This is a genomic window from Fervidobacterium islandicum, from assembly GCF_000767275.3.
GTDB lineage: Bacteria > Thermotogota > Thermotogae > Thermotogales > Fervidobacteriaceae > Fervidobacterium > Fervidobacterium islandicum.
Window position 1 is genome coordinate 395,060 of sequence record NZ_CP014334.2, and the last position, 20,096, is coordinate 415,155.

The 20,096-nt window shown below is 41.8% G+C and carries 19 protein-coding genes and 1 pseudogene; 13 read left to right on the plus strand and 7 right to left on the minus strand.

Annotation, left to right across the window (positions count from 1 at the left end; all coding sequences use genetic code 11):
• The first annotated feature begins 170 nt into the window (after positions 1 to 170).
• Genes NA23_RS01845 through NA23_RS01875 form a run of 7 tightly spaced genes read left to right on the plus strand, consistent with a single transcriptional unit; the run spans position 171 to position 6,251 of the window.
• On the plus strand, positions 171 to 1,184 hold the full coding sequence (locus NA23_RS01845) for an aspartate-semialdehyde dehydrogenase (protein WP_033191324.1): 1,014 nt from the start codon (positions 171 to 173) through the stop codon (positions 1,182 to 1,184).
• Positions 1,150 to 1,938, plus strand: coding sequence for a diaminopimelate epimerase (gene dapF, locus NA23_RS01850; protein ID WP_249477115.1), 789 nt, complete (start codon positions 1,150 to 1,152; stop codon positions 1,936 to 1,938). Before NA23_RS01845 ends, dapF begins: the two co-directional genes overlap by 35 nt.
• A gap of 19 nt (positions 1,939 to 1,957) precedes the next feature.
• Complete coding sequence (gene dapA / locus NA23_RS01855; RefSeq protein ID WP_033192486.1) at positions 1,958 to 2,839, plus strand: 4-hydroxy-tetrahydrodipicolinate synthase; 882 nt, start codon at positions 1,958 to 1,960, stop codon at positions 2,837 to 2,839.
• A complete protein-coding gene (locus tag NA23_RS01860) occupies positions 2,836 to 3,504 on the plus strand; it encodes a 4-hydroxy-tetrahydrodipicolinate reductase (protein ID WP_033191323.1) in 669 nt (222 codons plus the stop codon). The genes dapA and NA23_RS01860 overlap by 4 nt, the downstream gene beginning before the upstream one ends.
• 23 nt (positions 3,505 to 3,527) lie before the next feature.
• Entirely contained in the window at positions 3,528 to 4,274 is a 747-nt protein-coding gene (gene dapD / locus NA23_RS01865) for a 2,3,4,5-tetrahydropyridine-2,6-dicarboxylate N-acetyltransferase (protein WP_084384011.1), read from the plus strand.
• 25 nt (positions 4,275 to 4,299) lie between these two features.
• Positions 4,300 to 5,520 carry an aspartate kinase gene (locus NA23_RS01870; protein ID WP_033191322.1) on the plus strand — a complete coding sequence of 407 codons (1,221 nt, stop codon included), beginning with the start codon at positions 4,300 to 4,302 and terminating at the stop codon, positions 5,518 to 5,520.
• A 17-nt stretch (positions 5,521 to 5,537) separates the two neighbouring features.
• Positions 5,538 to 6,251, plus strand: coding sequence for a DUF6062 family protein (locus NA23_RS01875; protein WP_052107095.1), 714 nt, complete (start codon positions 5,538 to 5,540; stop codon positions 6,249 to 6,251).
• Positions 6,252 to 6,396: 145 nt separating this feature from the next.
• On the opposite strand, the pseudogene NA23_RS10685 reads toward NA23_RS01875, so the two are convergent.
• A pseudogene (locus NA23_RS10685) lies at positions 6,397 to 7,534 on the minus strand (IS110 family RNA-guided transposase).
• Between the two features lie 239 nt (positions 7,535 to 7,773).
• Between NA23_RS10685 and NA23_RS01890 the strand changes: the two are divergent.
• Positions 7,774 to 8,910: an aspartate aminotransferase family protein gene (locus NA23_RS01890; RefSeq protein WP_033191321.1), complete on the plus strand. Its 1,137-nt coding sequence runs from the start codon at positions 7,774 to 7,776 to the stop codon at positions 8,908 to 8,910.
• On the opposite strand, the gene NA23_RS01895 is transcribed toward NA23_RS01890, so the two are convergent.
• The 5 genes from NA23_RS01895 to NA23_RS01915 all read right to left on the minus strand — a co-directional run bounded on the left by NA23_RS01895 (position 8,907) and on the right by NA23_RS01915 (position 13,295).
• Entirely contained in the window at positions 8,907 to 9,647 is a 741-nt protein-coding gene (locus tag NA23_RS01895; protein WP_033191320.1) for an energy-coupling factor transporter transmembrane component T family protein, read from the minus strand. The two genes, NA23_RS01890 and NA23_RS01895, sit on opposite strands and share 4 nt — an antisense overlap.
• A gap of 46 nt (positions 9,648 to 9,693) precedes the next feature.
• Positions 9,694 to 10,281, minus strand: coding sequence for a hypothetical protein (locus NA23_RS01900; RefSeq protein ID WP_052107094.1), 588 nt, complete (start codon positions 10,279 to 10,281; stop codon positions 9,694 to 9,696).
• Positions 10,282 to 10,305: 24 nt separating this feature from the next.
• Complete coding sequence (locus NA23_RS01905; protein ID WP_033191319.1) at positions 10,306 to 11,064, minus strand: SAM hydrolase/SAM-dependent halogenase family protein; 759 nt, start codon at positions 11,062 to 11,064, stop codon at positions 10,306 to 10,308.
• Between the two features lie 63 nt (positions 11,065 to 11,127).
• Positions 11,128 to 12,255 carry a M20 metallopeptidase family protein gene (locus NA23_RS01910; RefSeq protein WP_407918652.1) on the minus strand — a complete coding sequence of 376 codons (1,128 nt, stop codon included), beginning with the start codon at positions 12,253 to 12,255 and terminating at the stop codon, positions 11,128 to 11,130.
• Positions 12,256 to 12,407: 152 nt separating this feature from the next.
• Positions 12,408 to 13,295, minus strand: coding sequence for an FG-GAP repeat domain-containing protein (locus tag NA23_RS01915; RefSeq protein ID WP_033191318.1), 888 nt, complete (start codon positions 13,293 to 13,295; stop codon positions 12,408 to 12,410).
• 223 nt (positions 13,296 to 13,518) lie between these two features.
• Here NA23_RS01915 and NA23_RS01920 point away from each other — a divergent pair, with 223 nt between their 5' ends.
• The 5 genes from NA23_RS01920 to NA23_RS01940 all read left to right on the plus strand — a co-directional run bounded on the left by NA23_RS01920 (position 13,519) and on the right by NA23_RS01940 (position 18,744).
• The gene (locus NA23_RS01920) at positions 13,519 to 13,761 is read left to right on the plus strand and encodes a hypothetical protein (protein ID WP_033191317.1); all 243 of its coding nucleotides are present in this window, start codon (positions 13,519 to 13,521) and stop codon (positions 13,759 to 13,761) included.
• Between the two features lie 40 nt (positions 13,762 to 13,801).
• Positions 13,802 to 14,986: an alpha/beta hydrolase-fold protein gene (locus tag NA23_RS01925; protein WP_033191316.1), complete on the plus strand. Its 1,185-nt coding sequence runs from the start codon at positions 13,802 to 13,804 to the stop codon at positions 14,984 to 14,986.
• A 29-nt stretch (positions 14,987 to 15,015) separates the two neighbouring features.
• On the plus strand, positions 15,016 to 16,014 hold the full coding sequence (locus NA23_RS01930) for a phospholipase C/P1 nuclease family protein (protein WP_052107093.1): 999 nt from the start codon (positions 15,016 to 15,018) through the stop codon (positions 16,012 to 16,014).
• 188 nt (positions 16,015 to 16,202) lie between these two features.
• Positions 16,203 to 17,480: a serine hydroxymethyltransferase gene (glyA, locus tag NA23_RS01935; RefSeq protein WP_033191315.1), complete on the plus strand. Its 1,278-nt coding sequence runs from the start codon at positions 16,203 to 16,205 to the stop codon at positions 17,478 to 17,480.
• 28 nt (positions 17,481 to 17,508) lie between these two features.
• The gene (locus tag NA23_RS01940) at positions 17,509 to 18,744 is read left to right on the plus strand and encodes a DUF1015 domain-containing protein (RefSeq protein ID WP_033191314.1); all 1,236 of its coding nucleotides are present in this window, start codon (positions 17,509 to 17,511) and stop codon (positions 18,742 to 18,744) included.
• Positions 18,745 to 18,776: 32 nt separating this feature from the next.
• On the opposite strand, the gene disA is transcribed toward NA23_RS01940, so the two are convergent.
• The gene (disA, locus tag NA23_RS01945; RefSeq protein ID WP_033191313.1) at positions 18,777 to 19,841 is read right to left on the minus strand and encodes a DNA integrity scanning diadenylate cyclase DisA; all 1,065 of its coding nucleotides are present in this window, start codon (positions 19,839 to 19,841) and stop codon (positions 18,777 to 18,779) included.
• Positions 19,842 to 20,096: the final 255 nt, after the last annotated feature.

Genomic DNA, 20,096 nt, shown 5'->3' on the forward strand with positions numbered 1-20,096 from the left:
GTCTAAAGCTAAACGCAGCTGCCCGCTATATGGTGGTCAGCTTGCGTTTGGCGTGGTGTAAAGCAAGCGCAAGTAATAGGGAAAGACTACCATAAGCGGGCTACAGTGAAAGACTGTAGCCCGCTTTTTTTAAAACTAAAGTGAGAAGTGCAAGAAGAGGAGGTATGTTTATGGGTTTCAAAATCGGGATTGTAGGTGCAACTGGTGCGGTTGGAAGAACGATGCTCGAAGTGCTTGAAAAAAGTAGTGTTCCTGTTTCAGAACTGAGGCTATTTGCGTCGGAAAGGTCAGCAGGTCAGATCCTTACGTTCCGAGGTGCGGATGTAAGGGTTGAAACACTCACGCAAGAGGCTATGAGAGAAGGTTTTGACTACTTACTGTTCTCAGCCGGTGCTGATGTATCAAGAAGGTACGCTCCGATAGCTGCTGAGGTCGGAACAACGGTCATCGATAATTCTTCCGCATTCAGGATGGTTCCGGAAATTCCGCTCGTTGTTCCGGAAATTAATGGGCATCTACTGAAAGGATACCGCGGAATCGTGGCAAATCCGAACTGTTCGACGATCCAGATGGTGCTGGCACTTTATAAAGTGCACGACAAATACCAGCTGCACGAGATATTCGTCTCAACGTATCAAGCGGTTTCCGGGGCTGGTCACAAGGCCATTGTCGAATATGAAAGGCAGCTTTCGGGCGATGATTCTCATTCCGTTTTTGTAAGGCAGATAGCCCACAATGTGATTCCTTTGATAGGAGACCTCAAAGACGATATTTCCCAAGAAGAGTGGAAGATGATAAATGAGACCAAAAAGATATTGAATTCAAAAGCCTTAGCGGTCTTTCCAACAACGGTGAGGGTTCCTGTTAGAATCGGACATTCTGAAAGTGTTATCGCACGCACGCTCTTTCCAATAATGTCAAAGGAAGACCTCATTGAGACGATAGCCTCCGGTGAAGATGTTGTGGTTCACGATGATATTGTCACTCCGCTCGAGGTAGCAGGCGATGATTACGTGCATGTTAGTAGAGTGAGGTTGTTCGATGCACAAACGTTCGGGCTATGGGTTGTAGCAGACAATTTGCGGGTTGGAGCGGCAACAAACGCGGTGAGAATCCTTAAACTGCACAGTGAACTGAACAATCCGACTGTTGAAAGAGAGGTCGAAGAAGTTGAGAGAAGATGAGTTAAGAAGGTACGGAATTACTTTGATTGAGAAGTACTCTGCGACCGGTAATACGTTCGTTGTTGTCGATTCAACTAGCATCGAACTTAGCGATGAAGAAAAGCAGGAAGTTGTGCTTTCGGTTGTTGAGGAAAGAGACGGGGTCATTTTCGTTGAACGGCGTGATGAACGTTTTTTCATGGATTATTTTAACAGGGACGGAAAGAGGGCGGCCTTTTGCGGAAACGGTGCAAGGACGTTTTTGAGATTTCTGTCTGAGCATTTTGGTGTGCAAGGGAAAGTGAGTATAGAAACAAACGCAGGTGTGCTTGTTGGATACACTAAAGAGAACGTTTATGTGCAGATGCCAGAACCAGTTGTCAGTTCTTTGATACCCAAAAAGGAGCTGGAAGACTTCGACGGTGCGTTGATTACAGTAGGTGTACCTCACCTTGTTAAGTACGTCGGTAGTGCGATTTGGGAGTTTGATATGGAGGTTGCAAGGTTGCTCAGACACAGGTACGATGCCAACGTCAATTTGTTTAATGTTTTGAATTCCAGCACGTTTGAGATTCGCACGTTTGAAAGGGGCGTTGAAAGAGAGACGCTATCTTGCGGGTCAGGAACTACTGCAACAGCGTACTTTGTTAAGTATTACGTGCTTGGAAACAACAAGGTTCCTGACAGGTTGACGGCGCATACAAAAGGCGGAGTGCTCAATGTTCTTTTTGAAAGTGATGGAATCTACTTAGAAGGGGGAGTCGAACATGGGTAATTCAGCAGGTCAAATGCGGATGTTCGAAGGGGTCGGGACTGCGATAGTGACACCTTTTGTCAACGGAGAGGTTGATTACGAAAGCTATGAGCGAATCGTTAGATGGCAGTTGGAAAGCGGTGTAAGTGCCATAATCGTTGCAGGTACGACAGGTGAAGGTGCCACATTAAGTGTTGAGGAAAGAGAACAACTGACAACTTTGACAAAGCAGTTGTGCGAAGGCAAGGCTCAGGTCATTGTGGGAACTGGGAGCAACGATACCAAGAAGACTTTGGAACTTTCACTGAGTGCACAACGCTGCGGTGCGGATGCGGTCTTGATAGTGACACCTTACTACAACAAGCCCACTCAAGAAGGTCTTTACGCACACTACAAATATCTGTCCGAAAGGTTGGATATTCCCATCGTCATATACAACGTCCCATCTCGAACAGGCGTGAATATATCTCCTGAAACTGTGGCACGCTTAGCTGCCGAATGCAGGAATGTCAAAGCGATAAAGGAAGCTAATCCGGACGTTGCACAATCAGATGAGATTTACAGATTGACAAAAGACCTCGATTTTTACATATACTCCGGTAACGATGATAGGGCGTTTCACATGATTTGTGCTGGTGCAAAAGGTGTTATCTCCGTGGCTTCGAACGTGATTCCAGCACAGATGGTAGAGATGGTGGATGCGATATTCTCAGCTAACCTTCCAAAAGCCCTCGAGATCCACACACGTCTTCTCCCACTCTTTAAAGCCTTGTTTATCGAAACCAATCCGCTTCCAGTTAAGGCTGCTATGTACTTGATGGGATTGCTGAACAATGAATTCAGGCTCCCACTCGTTCCACCAAAGGAATCGACCGTGGAAAAGCTAAGAGTTGTTCTCAGAGAGTTGGGGGTGATTCAATGAGTGAAAGAAATTTAAGGTATGGCCTAATCGGTGCCAATGGAAAGATGGGTACGGAAATTCAGAGCTATTTTTCTTTGTTCGGTGATGTGTGTGTTTTCAAAAAAGACAAGGGATTTTCAGAAGAAATCGAAACACCGCAGGTAATAATTGACTTCTCATCACCAGACGCAGTTTTTGAAACTGTCGAGCTGTGCAAGAAATATGGTTCTGGACTTGTGATAGGGACAACCGCTCTGATGCAGGAACATTTCGATGCACTACACGAGTTAGCTAACTATGTGCCAGTTGTTCAGAGCTACAATTTTTCGACCGGTATTGCTATTTTAAAAAGGCTATTGAAAGAGTACGGTGCTTATTTTGAAGATTGGGATGCCGCTATGGTTGAAATCCACCACAATCAAAAGAAGGATGCGCCTTCTGGAACTGCGAAGATACTGAAGCAGGCACTGGGCAGGGAGGTGCCTATAAGTTCCATAAGGGTTGGTGGGGTTTTTGGTGAACATACGGTGATTTTCTCGAACTCAGGTGAAACGATAGAGCTAACGCACAGGGCTTTGTCAAGAAGGGCATTTGCAATAGGTGTGAGGAATGCAGCGTTATTTGTGTTAACAAAAGAAAAAGGATTCTACAGCTACGACGATGTGCTCGCATCTGCGGGATTGTAGATTTAAAAATTGGAGGGAGTAAGATGGACATGAAAAAGAGTGCAAGGGAATTAACAAGCGAAGAGATTATTGAACTAATAGCAAAGAGTAAGAAAAGGGATGTTGTTAGGGTTTATGTATCCGGAAATCTTGAGGGCATCGATTTCAATAAATACAGATCTCAAGGTGCTGAGTTTGATTTTGTCGTAGGTAAAGACTTCGGTGTTTTGTTTGGAGATTTGGAAGTGATATCTCAAGTACTTGAGAACAAGAATATACGCCATTACAAAGTGGAGTACATCGCAAGGAATTCGGCTATACCGCTTGCGGATATTTCACGCTTCAATGCAAGGATAGAGCCCGGTGCGATTATTCGTGAGTATGTTGAGATAGGTGATAAGGCGGTTGTTATGATGGGCGCTGTGATTAATATAGGGGCGGTTATAGGTGAAGGGACGATGGTCGATATGAACGCTGTAATCGGTGCGCGAGCTCGCATTGGTAGGTACTGCCACATAGGTGCTGGTGCTGTTGTGGCTGGTGTTGTTGAACCGCCAAGTGCAAATCCCGTTGTCATCGAAGATCACGTCCTTGTTGGTGCGAATGCTGTGATTTTAGAAGGTGTCAGGGTTGGGCATCACGCGGTCGTCGCAGCTGGTGCAGTTGTTGTCAACGATGTTGAACCGTACACCGTTGTCGCTGGTGTGCCGGCAAAGATGGTTAAGAAGGTTGATGAGAAGACAGCCGATAAAACTCAGATTTTGGAAAGTCTCAGAGAGATTAATAAGTAAGTTGAGGATAGGTAGGTGACAGGCATTGACAAGGGTAGGCAGCGACAAAGTCATTGTTCAAAAGTACGGGGGTTCTTCTGTTGCGGATGCCGAGAGGATCAAGAATGTAGCTCGAAGGATAGCAAAGAAAGTCCAAGAAGGGTACAAAGTGGTGACCGTCGTTTCTGCAATGGGGAAAACCACGGATAACCTTATTTCGCTTGCAAAGAGTGTGTCAAGCAGACCGGATGAACGTGAACTCGATATGCTCCTTACAACAGGCGAGCAAGTTTCTTGTGCACTTGTTGCAATGGCTCTTAAAGATATGGGTATAAACGCAATCTCACTGAACGCTTTCCAGGTGAAGATTCTGACAACAAAATCACACAACAATGCAAGGATAATGGATATCAGCGTCAAGAAGTTGAAAGAGTACCTTGATAATCATGATGTGCTCGTGGTAACGGGCTTTCAGGGAGTTACCGAGGATGAGCATCTAACGACTCTCGGTAGGGGTGGTTCTGACACATCGGCGGTGGCGCTGGCCGCCAAGTTGAAATGCGATTGTGAAATCTACAGTGATGTGGCAGGTGTCTACACGTGCGATCCGAAACTCTATCCTCAGACGAAGAAACTTCAGTACGTCACGTACGATGATATGCTGGAAATGGCGGCAACTGGTGCAAAGGTCCTACATTCGCGATCGGTTGAGATAGCGAAAAAATATGGAGTTAAAATCTACTGTGGTTCATCATTCAGCGATGAGGAGGGAACTTGGGTGGTTGACAGGATTCCTGAATGGCTTGAAGAACCTTTGGTAACTGGTGTGAGCTTGGATAGGAACCAAGTCAAAGTGTCCATTATGGACCTTCCAAATGATGCGAATGTTGTTACCGACATATTCAAGAAGGTTGCCGAGAAGGGAATAAACGTCGACATGATTTCGTTGTTGAAAAACGGTTCGGCTACTCACGTTTCGTTTACAGTTGTTCCTGAAAGGCTCGATAAGATCGAAAGTCTTTTGAACGAAACACTGGCAGAATTCGGTGCGAAATACCACTTCTATGGTCAGTATGCTAAAATAACAGTAGTTGGAACTGGCATGCGCTCGCATTACGGTGTTGCGTCGAAGTTGCTCGAAGTTTTGGCAAAGCACGGTGTTGAGCCTGAACTGATAACGACTTCTGAAATTAAGATATCGGTGCTCGTGCCTGAAGATGTTGCACAAGAGCTTGTGAAAAGTATCTGTGAAGCTTTTGATTTGTGAGATGGAAGGTGGAATGATTGGGACTTACTGAGATGCACCTTGAGGAAGTTATCGAACAGTCAAATTTTGAATGCCCCATATGTAAACTCACACAGAGCTCCGTTGAGCAGATAATCGGTAGCCTATTGTATGAGGCTGTAAACGATCCTTCAGTCCGAGCTAAGCTACGTATTGAAGGTTTGTGTCGAAAGCATGTTGAAAAGATAGAGATGTATTTGTCTAAGCATCGGCAACTCGGTTCGATGGGACTAGCGATAATATACGCGGATATGCTCGATCATCTTACCAATTTTGTGCAGTCTGGAACGGAACCTGAGATGACCAACAGATGTGTTTTGTGCGATAAAGAAGGAATGTTTGAAGAGATGTACATTGAATCTTTTGTTGAGAATATCGAGAGCATGATTACGCTTTATGAGTCATCGAACGCTGTATTGTGCTATAGCCATTATGCTGAGATTTCTTCAAGACTTGGTAGTATTCTAAAAGATAGGCTTCAAAGAATTCAAGTGTCTAAATTCAAACACTTGGTAAACTTACTGCATTCGTACGTTGATAAGCACGATTATAGGAACAAGGTTGAGTTCTCAAAAGAGGAAATATGGGCACGTAAGGCGGCGGGATATTTGGTCGGAAAGAGTTTCAAGGTTTTACATCAAGGAAGCGCTGATTCTCCAGACAGTATTCTGAAAAGCATTGGTAAGAAGTTCAAAAAGCGAGGAGAAAAATAGAACCGTTCGAGTTCTTAAATAAGATTTCCGGTAATAAGTCAAGAGGAGAAAAAATAGAAAAATAAAAAACCTAGTCAACACTTTGACTTTCAATAACTTAATATTTCACTTTCATTCTTCACATACTTGATTTCGTTCTTTTTACCTATTTCATCGGTACATACGGTACGTTGTTCTTTAGTAAATAATACACTAAATTTACTAATTTCCTTGCAGTTAATATTAGCGCTCTCATGTGTTTGTGTGTTGTTGCTTCTGCGTACTTTTTGCGATAATATTCTTTGTATACAGGATCGTATGTCTTTACTCCGTTCGCTGCCATTACTAGGTATGTTCTTAGATACTTGTTCCCTTTTTTCGTTAGTTGGTTGTTTTCTGATTTGTAATTTCCACTTTGATTGATTGTCCATACAAGCCCTGCGTATGATGCTAACGCTGAGGCTTTTTCGAAACGATTGATGTCTCCTATTTCGGCTATAATTCCAGCTGCAGTTATTTCTCCTATCCCTTTGACTGTTGTTAGTGTGTTCGAAATTACTTTAAGTAATTTACTTATTTCTTTCTTTACTAGTTCGATTTGTTTTTCATAGTGCTGTATCAAATCGATAGTGGAAACAATAGATATTCTCAGAGTGTTTGAAGGATTAACAGACAACCTCAAGGCATCTTTAGCAAGAGTTTGGAGTTTTTCTGCTAAGACTTGTGAAGAGACATTGTGTCTGGAAATTTTCGCAATATATTCAAATAACTCTTCAATTGGCATGTTTGCGATTTCTTCGATTGTATAATCTTTAAGCAGGCATTCGAAAGTCTTATTTAGTTTAAAGTCAAGTTTAGGGAAATAAAGAGAAACGCCTAAGTTTCAATCGAGCGATATCTTCGTTGAACTTTAAATAAAGTCTGGTGAGATTACGAAGCTCAGAGATGATATATGAGTTATTGACAAAAGGGACTAAAGACTCAGGAAATTTAGAAGCGATAGAGAAAATAAGTTCAGCATCGATTTTGTCAGTTTTAGGACGATTGAGAATTTTGCGATAGAGCTTAATGTTATCAGTTTTAACCCAAAAGACAGGTACGTTGTTTTGAAAGAAGAAGTTAGCGACATTAAAAGAAAAAACACCAGTTGATTCAAGGACAAGAGAAAAATCGGAAGAAGAAGCAAAAGCTTTGTTAAAAAGTTCAACAATACCTTGAGGAGAGTTCTCAACAGTCCCACTACCGATGAAATCAGAAAAGAAAGAAAGATAGTTCTTTGAGACATCAATAGCTAAAATAGCCAAAGGAATCACCTCCGGATTGAGTACAGCCTTACAACCTCGCGGTACATAAGAAAACGAGGCAAAACATTTTCCGGCAAGTAAAAAGCTGTACTCTAGTTAGGCAATCTTATTTAAGAGAACAAAGTCTCAAGGAGGGGCAACCTGAAACTATTTTACCAGAGGTGTTAAAAAATATGCATTCAATTTTCAAAGACCAATTTTAATTTTTACCGAACTTATTATACGAGGAGGAAGAATCTATGCTCACTCAAACCGAGTGTTATCTGTCGAATACGTATAATAGATATCCGATAGAGGTTTCCCATGCGAAAGGCATATATATGTGGGATAAGTCGAACAAAAGATACATCGATACGTTCATGGGCATTGGTGTTTTGCTTTTCGGACATGGTCATGAGAAGGTTATACAGGCAATGAAGGAGAAAATCGATAGGTACGTCCATCTTTCGAATTTTTTCGTGGATGACGATGCAAATTACGTGGCGCAAAGACTTGTACGCGAGACAGGAAGGTACGGAAAGGTGTTTTTCACTAATTCAGGGACGGAGAGTACAGAATGTGCACTGAAGGTCGTTAGTAAGGTAAAAAGACATGGTAAGATTGTATCCTTTGTTAAGAATTTTCATGGAAGGACTTTGAAGGCCTTGAGTATCACGGGATTTGATAGTATACGTAATCAGTTCATATCCGATGAAAACGTAGTGTTTCTTCCCTACGATTATCATGTGGTCAAGGAATTCTTTGACAAGACCGAAGATATAGCTGCCGTGTTCATTGAGGTTGTACACGGTAGTGGTGGACTTAATCTGATTCCGAAAGAAATTGTAGATTTGATAAGAACTTACAAGGAGAAGAAGGAATATATAATCGTTGCGGACGAGGTGCAGAGTGGACTTGGTAGAACAGGACGATTTTACGCCTATCAGTATTTCGATATTGAACCTGATATCGTTACTGTGGCAAAAGGCATTGGAGGGGGTTTGCCACTTGGTGCATGTGTAATGCTCGATGAGTTCGCCGATGTCTTCGAGCCAGGTGAACACGGCTCGACGTTTGCTCCGAATCCTGTGGCTCTTGCCGCTGGAAGAGCGGTCTTGGATATGATTGATGAACAGTTGATGCATCAAGTTGTTGAAATGGGCGGGTACTTTGAAAAGCGTTTCTCAGATGTTGGAACCATCTTAGGTATAGGGTTGATGAGGGGAATAAAGCCAAGAGTATCGATTGATTCGAAGTGGGTTGAGAAATTCATAGACCATGGGCTTTTGGTAAATATACTAAGTAGTGGTGTTGTGAGGTTCTTGTTGCCGTTGAACGTAACTGCTGAAGAGATTGACGAGATATACACAAGGTTCTGCAACGTTTTAGAGCACTAAAGTATACGCATCGCCAAAACAGTGCAAATCAATCCTATGTTGGCAAGAAGGTAAAGCGTGTCACTTTTTGACCAACTGAGTGTATAATAGTGACTTCGTTTTGTGACACCGTATTTGCGAGCCTGAAGAGCTAATGATAGCTCTTCGGCTTTCCTTAAAGAAGATACTAACAAAGGGATAATGATACTTGTTAGTGCAGATAGTTTGTTCTTAATACCTTTTTCTGAATACTTCGCACCTCTTGAGATCTGCGCTTTGATAATCCTATCTGCCTCGTCCAAGAGTATTGGGATAAAGCGTATCGATATCGCAAGCATCATGCCGAAATCTTCTCGTGAATCATCCTTTACACCGAAATACTTGAGAATATCGACGATTCCTCTTGCGGTCAGAAGCGGAGGAGTTGTGTATGTGAACATCGTTGCAAAAAGGAAAATGAGAGACAAGCGAAGTCCTATGTAAATACTTGAAGTAATCCCTCCTATGAAGTACTGAACAATAACAGCGAAAACTATCAGAAACCACATACTTTTTAAGCTTCTTAAATATACAACAGGTCTTATTTTTGATAAAAGCATAAAGAAAACAAAAACAGCTACGGGGCCTATGTAGCCAATGAGGTCTTTAACTAACATTACACTCGTAACTTGGATAAGAACGGAAATCATCTTTACCCTGGGATCTAGCTGGTGGATTGGGGAATCTTTTGGGATGTATTTTCCTATGGTCAGTTTCAAAATTGATCACCTACTTTGTACCAATAGATTAAAAGCGAGACGTTCGCTATTTGCTGCTATTTGATTTTTTTGAATTCAAAAAGGCAACGTACTCGGAAATGATTTTCGTGTAGTAATGGAAGAACTTGATCGTGTATACGTTGTACTTATCAGACCGACCGTTGTAAGCAGAGATGGCTCTGGCAAGGTCCCAATCGAATACGTAGCGAAGTGTCAAATAGATGTAGCGATAAGCGATTCTCAGCTGCCAATCTGGGTGATTTATCAGTTCCACGTGATTTCTGTGCTGTTGCTTGAATTGCTTAACATCATCGTAGAAGTTGGCAACGTAAAACACCGCGTTTTCATGGAGTTGGAAATACCCAACAGCTTTACCTTGATCACCGAAGATGTTCCTGAAATTCGTTTCCGAAAGGCCAAAGGCAAGCATGTACAGAGGATCCACACTTTTTGGAACGATCTCAGCTTCTTCCTCCAAAGCTTTTGCCATCAGTTTTGCGTGGTTTTCTGGGACTTTGTGATTAACTAAAAAAACATAGGCAAACTCGTAGAGTTCGCCCGCAAGAATGCTATTCACGCTGAGAATCAACAAGAGTATACAAAAACTCTTGGAAAGATTTGTAAAGTACAGCATAAACCACCTCTTCGTCGAAGGAAATTAGAACAGAATTTCTAACTCACAACCTTCAAAGCATTTAAACCTCTCCCTTGCAACACCCTTATTCACCGCAATTTCAATGTATCCCGTACTGTCTTCGTGTATTAAGAGCTCTCCTTCGTTGACATCTGCGTAGGTTTCAACAACGGGGACAGCAACTGTTTTGTTGCCTATTCTCAATTTCACTTGGTCTTTCTGAGCAACCCAGGAGAAAGGCACGTTGGTTTCGATATTGCCAAACCTGTCAAAGTAGGCCACTTCCCCAAAGATACCGGTGGCACTCATGTGCGCCTTTCTGTAAGGAACGGTGGCGTAATTCGGTAACCTTGTTCCTAATTCATCGAAGATACCTTTTGTGATGTACGCAGCTGCAGGTGAGAAGATATCACGGCCGTGGAATGTTCTTGAGCTTCCAAAGTGATATTTCTTGTTTACCAAATCAACGATCTTCCTTGGTAGGTGCCTTTCCAAAACCAGTGTGAGGATACCATTATCAGGTGCAACGAAATAGTACTTTTCAGTTTCCACTGCTATTGCTTTTCTAGCTGTACCAACACCATAGTCGACTACAATAAGGAAAACAGACTTTTCAGGAAAGTAGTCGACGCTTCTATCCAAGATATACATAGCTTCTCTTACATTGTAAGGAGTGATGTTGTGTGTTAGGTCCACAATTTCTGCATCCGTTATATGTCGCATCACGCCTTTGCAGATACCAACGTAATGTGAATTTCCCCAATCGGTCATGAATACAATCACACCAGACACCTTCCTTTCAGTGGTGTTTCTAAGAGTTTCGATTTTTCCTATTCAGGTTGCTTTTCAAAATTCATTGTACAGTTCAACTAACCATTTTACCATAAAGTCGACAAGGTGTGGAATAACCTCGTCACCTGGCAAGAATTTAGGATGGTGCAATCCTATTACTTCGTTCCCTGTCCTAACACCTGCCCAGAACATCAAGGATGGATATTTCATCGTGAAAAATCCGAAGTCCTCACCTGTATATTTCATCCCACAATCTATGAATTTGTACGAGTTTTTTGAAACGAAGTCTTTGAATAGACCATAAATAACGGTGTTATTGACAACGGGTGGGTAGAGACTTCCCTTCTCCAATGTTCCACCGTATTTTTCTACCATTTTAGTAAGTTTTTGAAAATTCTCAAAGACAATTTCAAGTGTTTCTCCACGTATAGAACCCTCAACCTGTGCATAGTCTGCAACAGCGTTTCTTACATTACCACCAAACATTTTTCCAAAACCTGCCAGTACCCTTCTGCCTAAAGTTGAGTCATCTATGGGGTTGTTGTAGAACTCAGAGAGAAATCCTACGGCATTTCTTATTGCATCTATACCTTTCTCTTTTTGAGCGATGTGGGCTGATACTCCTTTGAATTTTGCGGTAATTTCCATTGCGCAAGCAAAGAGTGTACCATTGGTAGATGCAAACTCTCCGAGTTTGTATTCATCAGTAACGTGGAGTGCTGTTGCGCACTTCACTTTGTACTTTTCTCTTAATTCATCAAGGACGTACTTTGCACCTCCGATAGTTTCTTCCGCAGGCTGGAAAACGAAGACGTAGTTTCCCTCTATTTTTTCTTCCAGAATCTTCTTAATTACACCGTACATCACAGACATATGGACATCATGACCACACGCGTGCATAAGTCCTTCGTTTTTTGAAGCAAATTCCCAGCCTGTTTCTTCTCTTATCGGGAGTGCATCCATATCGGCTCTGTAGAGAACCGAAGGTTTCGCAGGAGATTGTTCTATAAGGACAACTAGACCTGTTTTCGCGATCTTTTCGTACTTAACTCCGAGTTTTTCAAGTTCTTTGATAATTATTTCTTGGGTTTTGTACTCGTTAAACGCGAGCTCTGGCGACATGTGAAGTCTGTGTCTCATTTCTATCGGTGAAATGGCATTTGAAATGTTTTCCATACCCATCGCTACACCTCTCCAATCCGTCGCGTTCTTTTACCGGTCACTTAGAATTATACCAAAAATCGGCGAAAAGAAAAAAGTCCACCTTCTCAGGTGGACAAAGTTATAAAGGTGAGGTTATGCGTTTTTGCGTAGAGGCATTAGGAACTGAGAATTCACACTTTGAAATCGACTTGCCTGACCGTTCCGACACTTCCGTTCTCAGTAAGGTAAATACCCGTACGTCTTATAATCGTATCGTAGTAGTCAAAAGGAGTAGTTACGCTTCCAAGAAATATCGCCCCAACGTTCAGGTCTAACAAGCCAACAAGTTTTTGCCTTCCATTTTCATCAGTTGTCCAGATTTTCAGTTTTAAGAACTCCACATCGTCTTCATCTATCCAATTATCTCCGTCACTGTCCAGCTTGCCCAGTTCAGAAAACCCATCACCAGTTACAGGTCCGAGCAATTCTCTTGCATCGTCTACCTTCCCGTTTCCGTTCTTATCGTACACGAGCAGCCCTCGCCCGTTACCGATGTAGAATTTTTCGAGCTTTCCATCAAAATTCAGGTCAAGTTCGACGACTTGCTCCTTGCCGGTCGGTGATTTTAAATCAAGGGCAAGTGGATCCACAACTTTTCCAGATACCTTTTCATATGAATAGGTCATTTGGAAGAGCGAAGCTTGAATGGAAAAATCTATTGTTCTGCCGTCTTTTGTCTTTACTTGTCCGGTTGCCGAGAAGTTTGAGTATTGGAGATTCAAAGATTCTGTCTCATTTTCAAACTCAACAACTTCTTGTGCGTCTTTTTTGTTTACGGAAATCTCGTATTGTGTTCCTGGAAGATAGATTTTCAACTTCTTACCTGTCAGTTTTTCCAACATCATCTTGAGTATCTTGATCTTGTTCAAAGTCTTCTCATCGATCATAGGCGATTTTTCATAAACCGTGATTTCAACAGTTGCTGGAATTTTGTATTTACGAACCGTTGAAGAGTTTCGCACGTAATTCAAACTAAGGTTTTCTGACGAAAGTGCTACGTTGTATTCTTCTATTCTCATTTGCTCACCACCTCTTGGAGATGGAACAAAACTTTGTGGAGTGAGTATTTCCAATTATATTATCGGAATATCAAACATGAACTGTAGGCTATCAGACTTTTAAAAAAGTGAAGAGATTTTGCAAATGAATATCGATAGTGTGTTATAATTGTTCATGAGCAACTATATGTCCAAGGATTGAGAAAACACTTCCATTTTAATTTTGGTACTATGAGGTGAAAAGATGATATGCCCAAATCTGCAAGGATGTAAGTTCTTCAATATCACTCTCTCGGGAAAAAGCGCACTTCAGGAATACTATAAATCGAATTACTGTTCAGCAAGTGATAAGTACAAAGACTGCGCTCGTTGGATCGTTTGCCAAAAGCTTGGAAAAGAACACGTACCCGATGACCTGTTTCCAAATCAAAAAGAGAGGGCGGAGTTGATACTTCTAGAGGCACAATCCAAAGGAAAATTAACTTAGCACTATTAATAAATCCAGTCATTTCCGGGAGGGGGAGCATATGAGTTTTGTTTTATCAGGAAACATATTTAAAAAGAGCGTGCTTTTGTCTATTGCAATGCTCTTGAGTGTTTTTGTAACACTATTTGGATTCAAGGTTACGTTCGTTGTTGAGGTTCCAACGTACACACCTTTTGATGATGATGATGTTTACATAGCGGGTACGTTTAATAACTGGAATCCAAAAGACGAAAGGTACAAGTTGGAAAGGGCTGGAGAGGTTTATACGATAACACTTGAGCTTAACGGACCGATTGAATTCAAATTTACCCGAGGTTCATGGGAGACCGTTGAAAAGGGTCAAAAAGGTCAGGAGATTCCTAACAGGGTGCTGAACGTTGACAAAGATATGGTTGTTAATATCACCGTAAATCACTGGAGGGATTTTGTGGAAAAGCAGCAAGCAGGTCTGAGAAAGACGTACACTGGAAACATAAAGTTGATTAAGGATTTTTATTCTCCAGAGCTCGGGAACAAAAGAGACATAATCATCTACCTTCCACCGGATTACGAAACTTCGGATGAGAGGTATCCCGTTCTGTACATGCACGACGGTCAGAATATCTTCGATGCCTCAACTTCGTTTTCGGGTGTTGAGTGGGGTGCAGATGAAAGTGCGGAAGAGTTAATTAAAAAAGGTTTGATGCGTCCGATTATAATTGTTGGGATATACTACACGGGCGCGGAAAGGATAAACGAGTACTCCCCTTGGGTTGATTCAAGTTACGGAGGAGGAAAAGGAGATCTGTATGCGAAGTTCATTGTAAACACCCTCAAACCTTACATCGATGAGCATTTCAGAACCTTACCAGACAGAGAAAACACAGCCATAATGGGTTCGTCGATGGGTGGTTTGATTTCACTTTACATAGGTTTTGAATACAACGATGTCTTTTCGAAAATAGGTGCGATGAGTCCATCTGTTTGGTTTGCAAATAGGAAGTTGGTAGAATATGTAAGAAATGCACAAGTTGAAGATTTTACAATGGTGTACGTCGATATTGGAACAGCAGAGGGTTCTAATCCAGTAGACCGCTTAAACGATGCTCGCGAGCTTTACAAGGTCTTGCTCCAAAAGGAGAATCTTGAAGTATTCTACATCGAAGATAGGGGAGCCCCACACTCTGAAAGTGCTTGGGCAAGGCGGCTACCAGAAGTTCTACTTTATTTCTTTGGTAAAGAGTAGAAATGCTGATTCCTGCAGGAGGTGCAAAGATGGCTAAGAATTTCTGGTTTCGCTTTTTAATATTTGCTTTTTTGATAATATTTTCGACTCTGTTGCTTTCCTGGAGTGGCCATGAGTCGTACACATATTTGGTCGTAAAATCGCTGAAAATTGACGTTGACAGATTGGTTGAGATAAGGCCTTACACTTACAAAGAAAGCCGTGTTTACAACATGGAGTTTTACTACACCGATGATTTTGCAGGTCAGCGAAAGTTCTTCGATTCTCTCAACGATGGAATTTTTCCGCCTGATCCTGAACCTGTCGATGGTAAGTTACCTGTGTGGCAGATAATGACAATATATGCACAGTTTCCGGATTTTGGAATGGATGAAGGATTGAACCTTTCCCCGCTTCAGTCACTTATTGGTAATAGTCAAGGTGTCAGGCATATGAGGTATAAATTAGGATTAATTGAAGCATTCGAAGGAGATAAGTCATTCTTGTACTTTGTTGAGATGTCTAAACAAGCATTTTCAAAAGGTGATGAATACTGGGGCTACAGGTTCCTATCTTACGCGCTCCATTATATGGAGGACCTATTCCAGCCATACCACGAAACACCTGGAACGTTCTGGGAAGTTGTGAGAAGCTTAATGGATAAGAAGACGAAGAATCTTTTGAACAACGCACACTATACGTACGACAACTATCTGGCTTTTCTGATTCATTATTCGAAGCACAGCGAAGAGATACGGAATTTGATAACCAGCACGCCAAAAAGAAGAATACCTTCGAATTACGAGGCGTTGATAAACGAGGTAATGATGTACGGTTATTCGAGATTTCCAGAAGTCCACAAGCGTATAAAGGATGTGATGGGCGATATGTTAACAGAACGCGTTCCCACACTTGAGGACTTCAAAAGGCTGGAAGCAGAGGGGAAGCTTGATAAGTTGTACGATGTAACGAAGGAAATAATCGTTGTGATGACTGGAACGATAAAGGCGTTTCTTGAAAACTATCTGTCAAGCTATGTGGAAAAGTAGTTTCCTTGTGGAAGAAAGCATATCCGAAGAATAAGATTCATTGGTATGTTTTCGATATCTTAAACGATAAAAACACATGAATAATGTAATTTTTCGAGACTGCGTGGAGTTTTTTGGACTCCACGTTTTTTTATTGACAATGTATAATGAATTACAGATTATTGCATTCCAATTTAGGAGGTGCGCCTATGTGGGAGCATGTTAAAGTCACCGATCCTGAGATTTACGAAGTGATTCTAAAGGAATGGGAAAGGCAAGAGTACGGACTCGAGCTCATAGCTTCTGAAAACTTTGTTTCTTTAGCTGTTATGGAAGCGATGGGGAGTGTTTTAACGAACAAGTATGCAGAAGGATACCCAAAAAAGCGCTATTACGGTGGATGTGAATGGGTTGATGTAGCTGAAACACTCGCAAGAGAACGCGCAAAGAAATTGTTCAACGCGAAGTATGCAAACGTGCAACCTCATTCTGGTTCTCAGGCTAACATGGGAGCGTATTTTGCTCTTGCAGAGCCAGGCTCTGTGCTGATGGGTATGTCACTGAGTCACGGAGGACACCTTACACACGGTGCAAGTGTAAATTTCTCAGGTCAGATATACAAAGTCGTTCAGTACGGTGTTAACCCACAAACAGAGGTCATCGATTACGACGAAGTAAGAAAGCTCGCATTAGAACACAGACCGAAGATAATCGTTGCAGGTGGTAGTGCTTATTCGAGAATCATAGACTTCAAGAAGTTTAGGGAAATAGCTGACGAAGTGGGAGCTTACCTTGTAGTCGATATGGCACACTTTGCTGGACTCGTTGCTGCAGGTCTTTATCCGAACCCACTTGAGTATGCGCATGTTGTTACAAGTACGACACACAAAACTTTGCGAGGTCCACGCGGTGGTTTGATATTGACTAATGATGAAGAGATTTACAAGGCGATTAACAAAGCAATCTTCCCAGGGATTCAAGGCGGTCCGTTGATGCATGTTATCGCAGCAAAGGCTGTCTGTTTCAAGGAAGCACTTACCGAAGAATTCAAGGAGTATCAAAAACAGGTTGTAGCAAATGCGAAAGCACTGGCAAAGGCATTGGAGGATAGAGGTCTAAGAATTGTGTCGGGAGGAACGGATACTCATTTGATGCTTGTTGATTTGAATCCGCTTAACGTAACAGGTAAAGCAGCCGAAACAGCTCTCGGATACTGCCATATCACCGTCAACAAAAACACGATACCTAACGAAACAAGGTCACCATTCGTGGCAAGTGGTATAAGGCTTGGAACTCCTGCGTTAACCACACGTGGGATGAAGGAAAAAGAGATGGAAATCATCGCTGAGTTAATTGTTAAAGTCTTGAAGAACATCAAAGACGAGGAAGGAAATATCGATGAAGGCGTTGCAAAAGAGGTGTCTTCACAAGTAATTGAATTGTGCAAACAGTTCCCACTTTACGAAGGAAAAATAAAGTTAGCGTAAGTAGACTAACAAATACGGAGGTGCGACAATGATTGTCAGACCTTTTCGAGCTCTGAGGCCAACGAAAGAGATGGTTGATAAGATCGCCGCTAAACCATACGACGTCGTAACAGAAGAAATGGCCAGAGAGGTGGCTAAGAACAATCCATATACGTTTTACAAGGTCTCAAGACCTGAGATAAACTTTGAGCAGCCTGTGGATACGCATGATCCAAAGGTTCTGGAAACTGGTAGGAAGCACTTGGAATGGTTGACGGAGAATGGATACATGTTCGTTGAAGACAGACCTTCCATTTACATTTATCAGCAGCATTGGAGAGACCATGTGCAAACCGGATTTTTTGCAACATTCTCAGTAGATGAATACATCGAGAACAAGATAAAGAAGCACGAACTGACAAGGAAAGACAAAGAAGACGAAAGGGCTCTCCATGTGAAGGTAGTTAAAGCACATACGGGACCTGTGTTTTTAATGTACAAATCCAAACCGGAAATTGATAACTTGATTATGAAACACACAGCAGGAACACCAGAATATGATTTCGTTGATGAATCCGGTGTGAGACACATAGTTTGGGTGCTAAGAGACGAAAACGAAATTCAAGAAATTGTTGATGCATTTAAGTCCGTTGATTCTTTCTACATCGCCGACGGTCACCACAGAGCAGCAGCGGCTGTAAGGGCTGCTATCGACTTTAGGAATGAAAATCCAAATTACACAGGTGAAGAAGAATTCAACTATTTCTTGGCAGCACTATTTCCACACAACCAGCTTAAGATACTTGATTACAACAGGGTGGTTAAGGATCTGAATGGTATGAGCGAAGATGAATTCTTAAGAAGGGTTTCTGAAAAATTCGAGGTCACTCCAGTGGACGGAGTTTATAGACCCGAAAAAAAACATACAATAGGTATGTACCTGTCAGGAAAGTGGTACAAGTTGGAACCAAAGAGTGGAACGTACGATGAGAACGATGTAATCGCTTCGCTTGACGTGTCAATCCTGCAGAATAATCTTCTTGCACCTATCCTTGGAATAGAAAATCCAAGAACGGATAAGAGAATAGATTTTGTTGGTGGTATTCTTGGTATAGAAGAACTGATAAGGCTTGTCGACGGTGGAGAGTTCAAAGTTGCGTTTGCTATGTATCCAACATCGATCAACGACCTTTTGAGAGTTTCTGACGAAGGTAAAATCATGCCTCCAAAATCCACATGGTTTGAACCAAAATTGAAGAGTGGAATCGTTGTCCATCTGATTTGAATATGACGCTATGATGTTGAAAAAGGCGCCGATTATTGGCGCCTTTTCTTTATTTCACGCAGCCTTCGTAGAATTGCTTTGGCACGTTTATCACCGATACCTTCGACTCTTTGCAGGACATTCGCATTCGTCTTTACGAGCTGGTCTATGGACCTGAATGACTTGATGACGTTTTGTGATATGTTCATTGGAATGTGGACTTCGTTTCTCAAGATTCTGTAACCTCTTGGTCTCACAATCGTGTCAGAAACCTGCTGTGAATTAACAACATCGTATCCTAATGCCTTTGCAAACGGGACAACACGGTGGTCTATCCTCATCATAGTTTCAAGAATTTGCTTTGCTTCGTCTTCCGTTACATCTTTTTTCGAATAATCCATTATTACCAACGTAAGTAGTTCTTCTAAATCTTTGAGAACCTCGCGTAACCTGAGTTGAGATAACCGTCCTTCGACACCTAATTCAATGATGTTTAATTCTATACTTGACGATATCGACTTGATTTCAGTACCTCTGATGAGGATTTCGCAGACTGAATCGAGCGGAACACTCCCCTCAATCTCGAGTTTGTCGAGCAATTCCAAATCCCTATCGAAGGACTCCCTAAACCTTTCAAGTGCGTTAATCGTTTGCCCTACTTTTGTTAGGACAAAGTTTATATCACCAAATACGTACTTTTTATCTTTATAATACAAGGTTACAACATTTCTTCGCTTTGATATCGCAACCACCATGACGCCAAGCTGCCTGGCTAACCTTTCGGCAGTTCTATGACGTGTGCCTGTTTCTGACGTTGGAATGCCAGGGTCTGGCACTATATGAACGTTGGCTGCTAAGATCTTCGATGCATTTTTGTCCATAACTATAGCTCCGTCCATTTTTGAAAGTTCGTACAGTCGCTCAGGGGAAAAAGCACATTCGATTCTAAAGCCCGCTTGTAATATATTAGAGTACCTCGGAAATTCTTCCTCATCTATGAAAACAATGAGAGCACCTAGCTGTGCGTGTATAATGTCATCAAGTGCTTTTCTAAGTTTCGTACCAGGAGATAGGAGTTTTATTTTTTCTGTGAGTTCTTGTTCGATAGGTTCTATCATGTCATCACATCCTTTTACACAGAATTTCTGAAAGTTAAACGTAATTCTAAGGTCCTTCCAAGGTTGACCGTGTTACAATGGTATGTGAGATTACAAAAATATCCAGCTTAAATAGTTTAACTTGCTAAAGAGATTTTATGTTTCAAACTTGTATTGAAAACTTCCACTTTATATTATACACTATCGTGCGAGTCTGTGTTATAATCGTTTATGACTTTGTCGTTTTTGGTTTTTTGTCTATTTTAATCCAGTAAA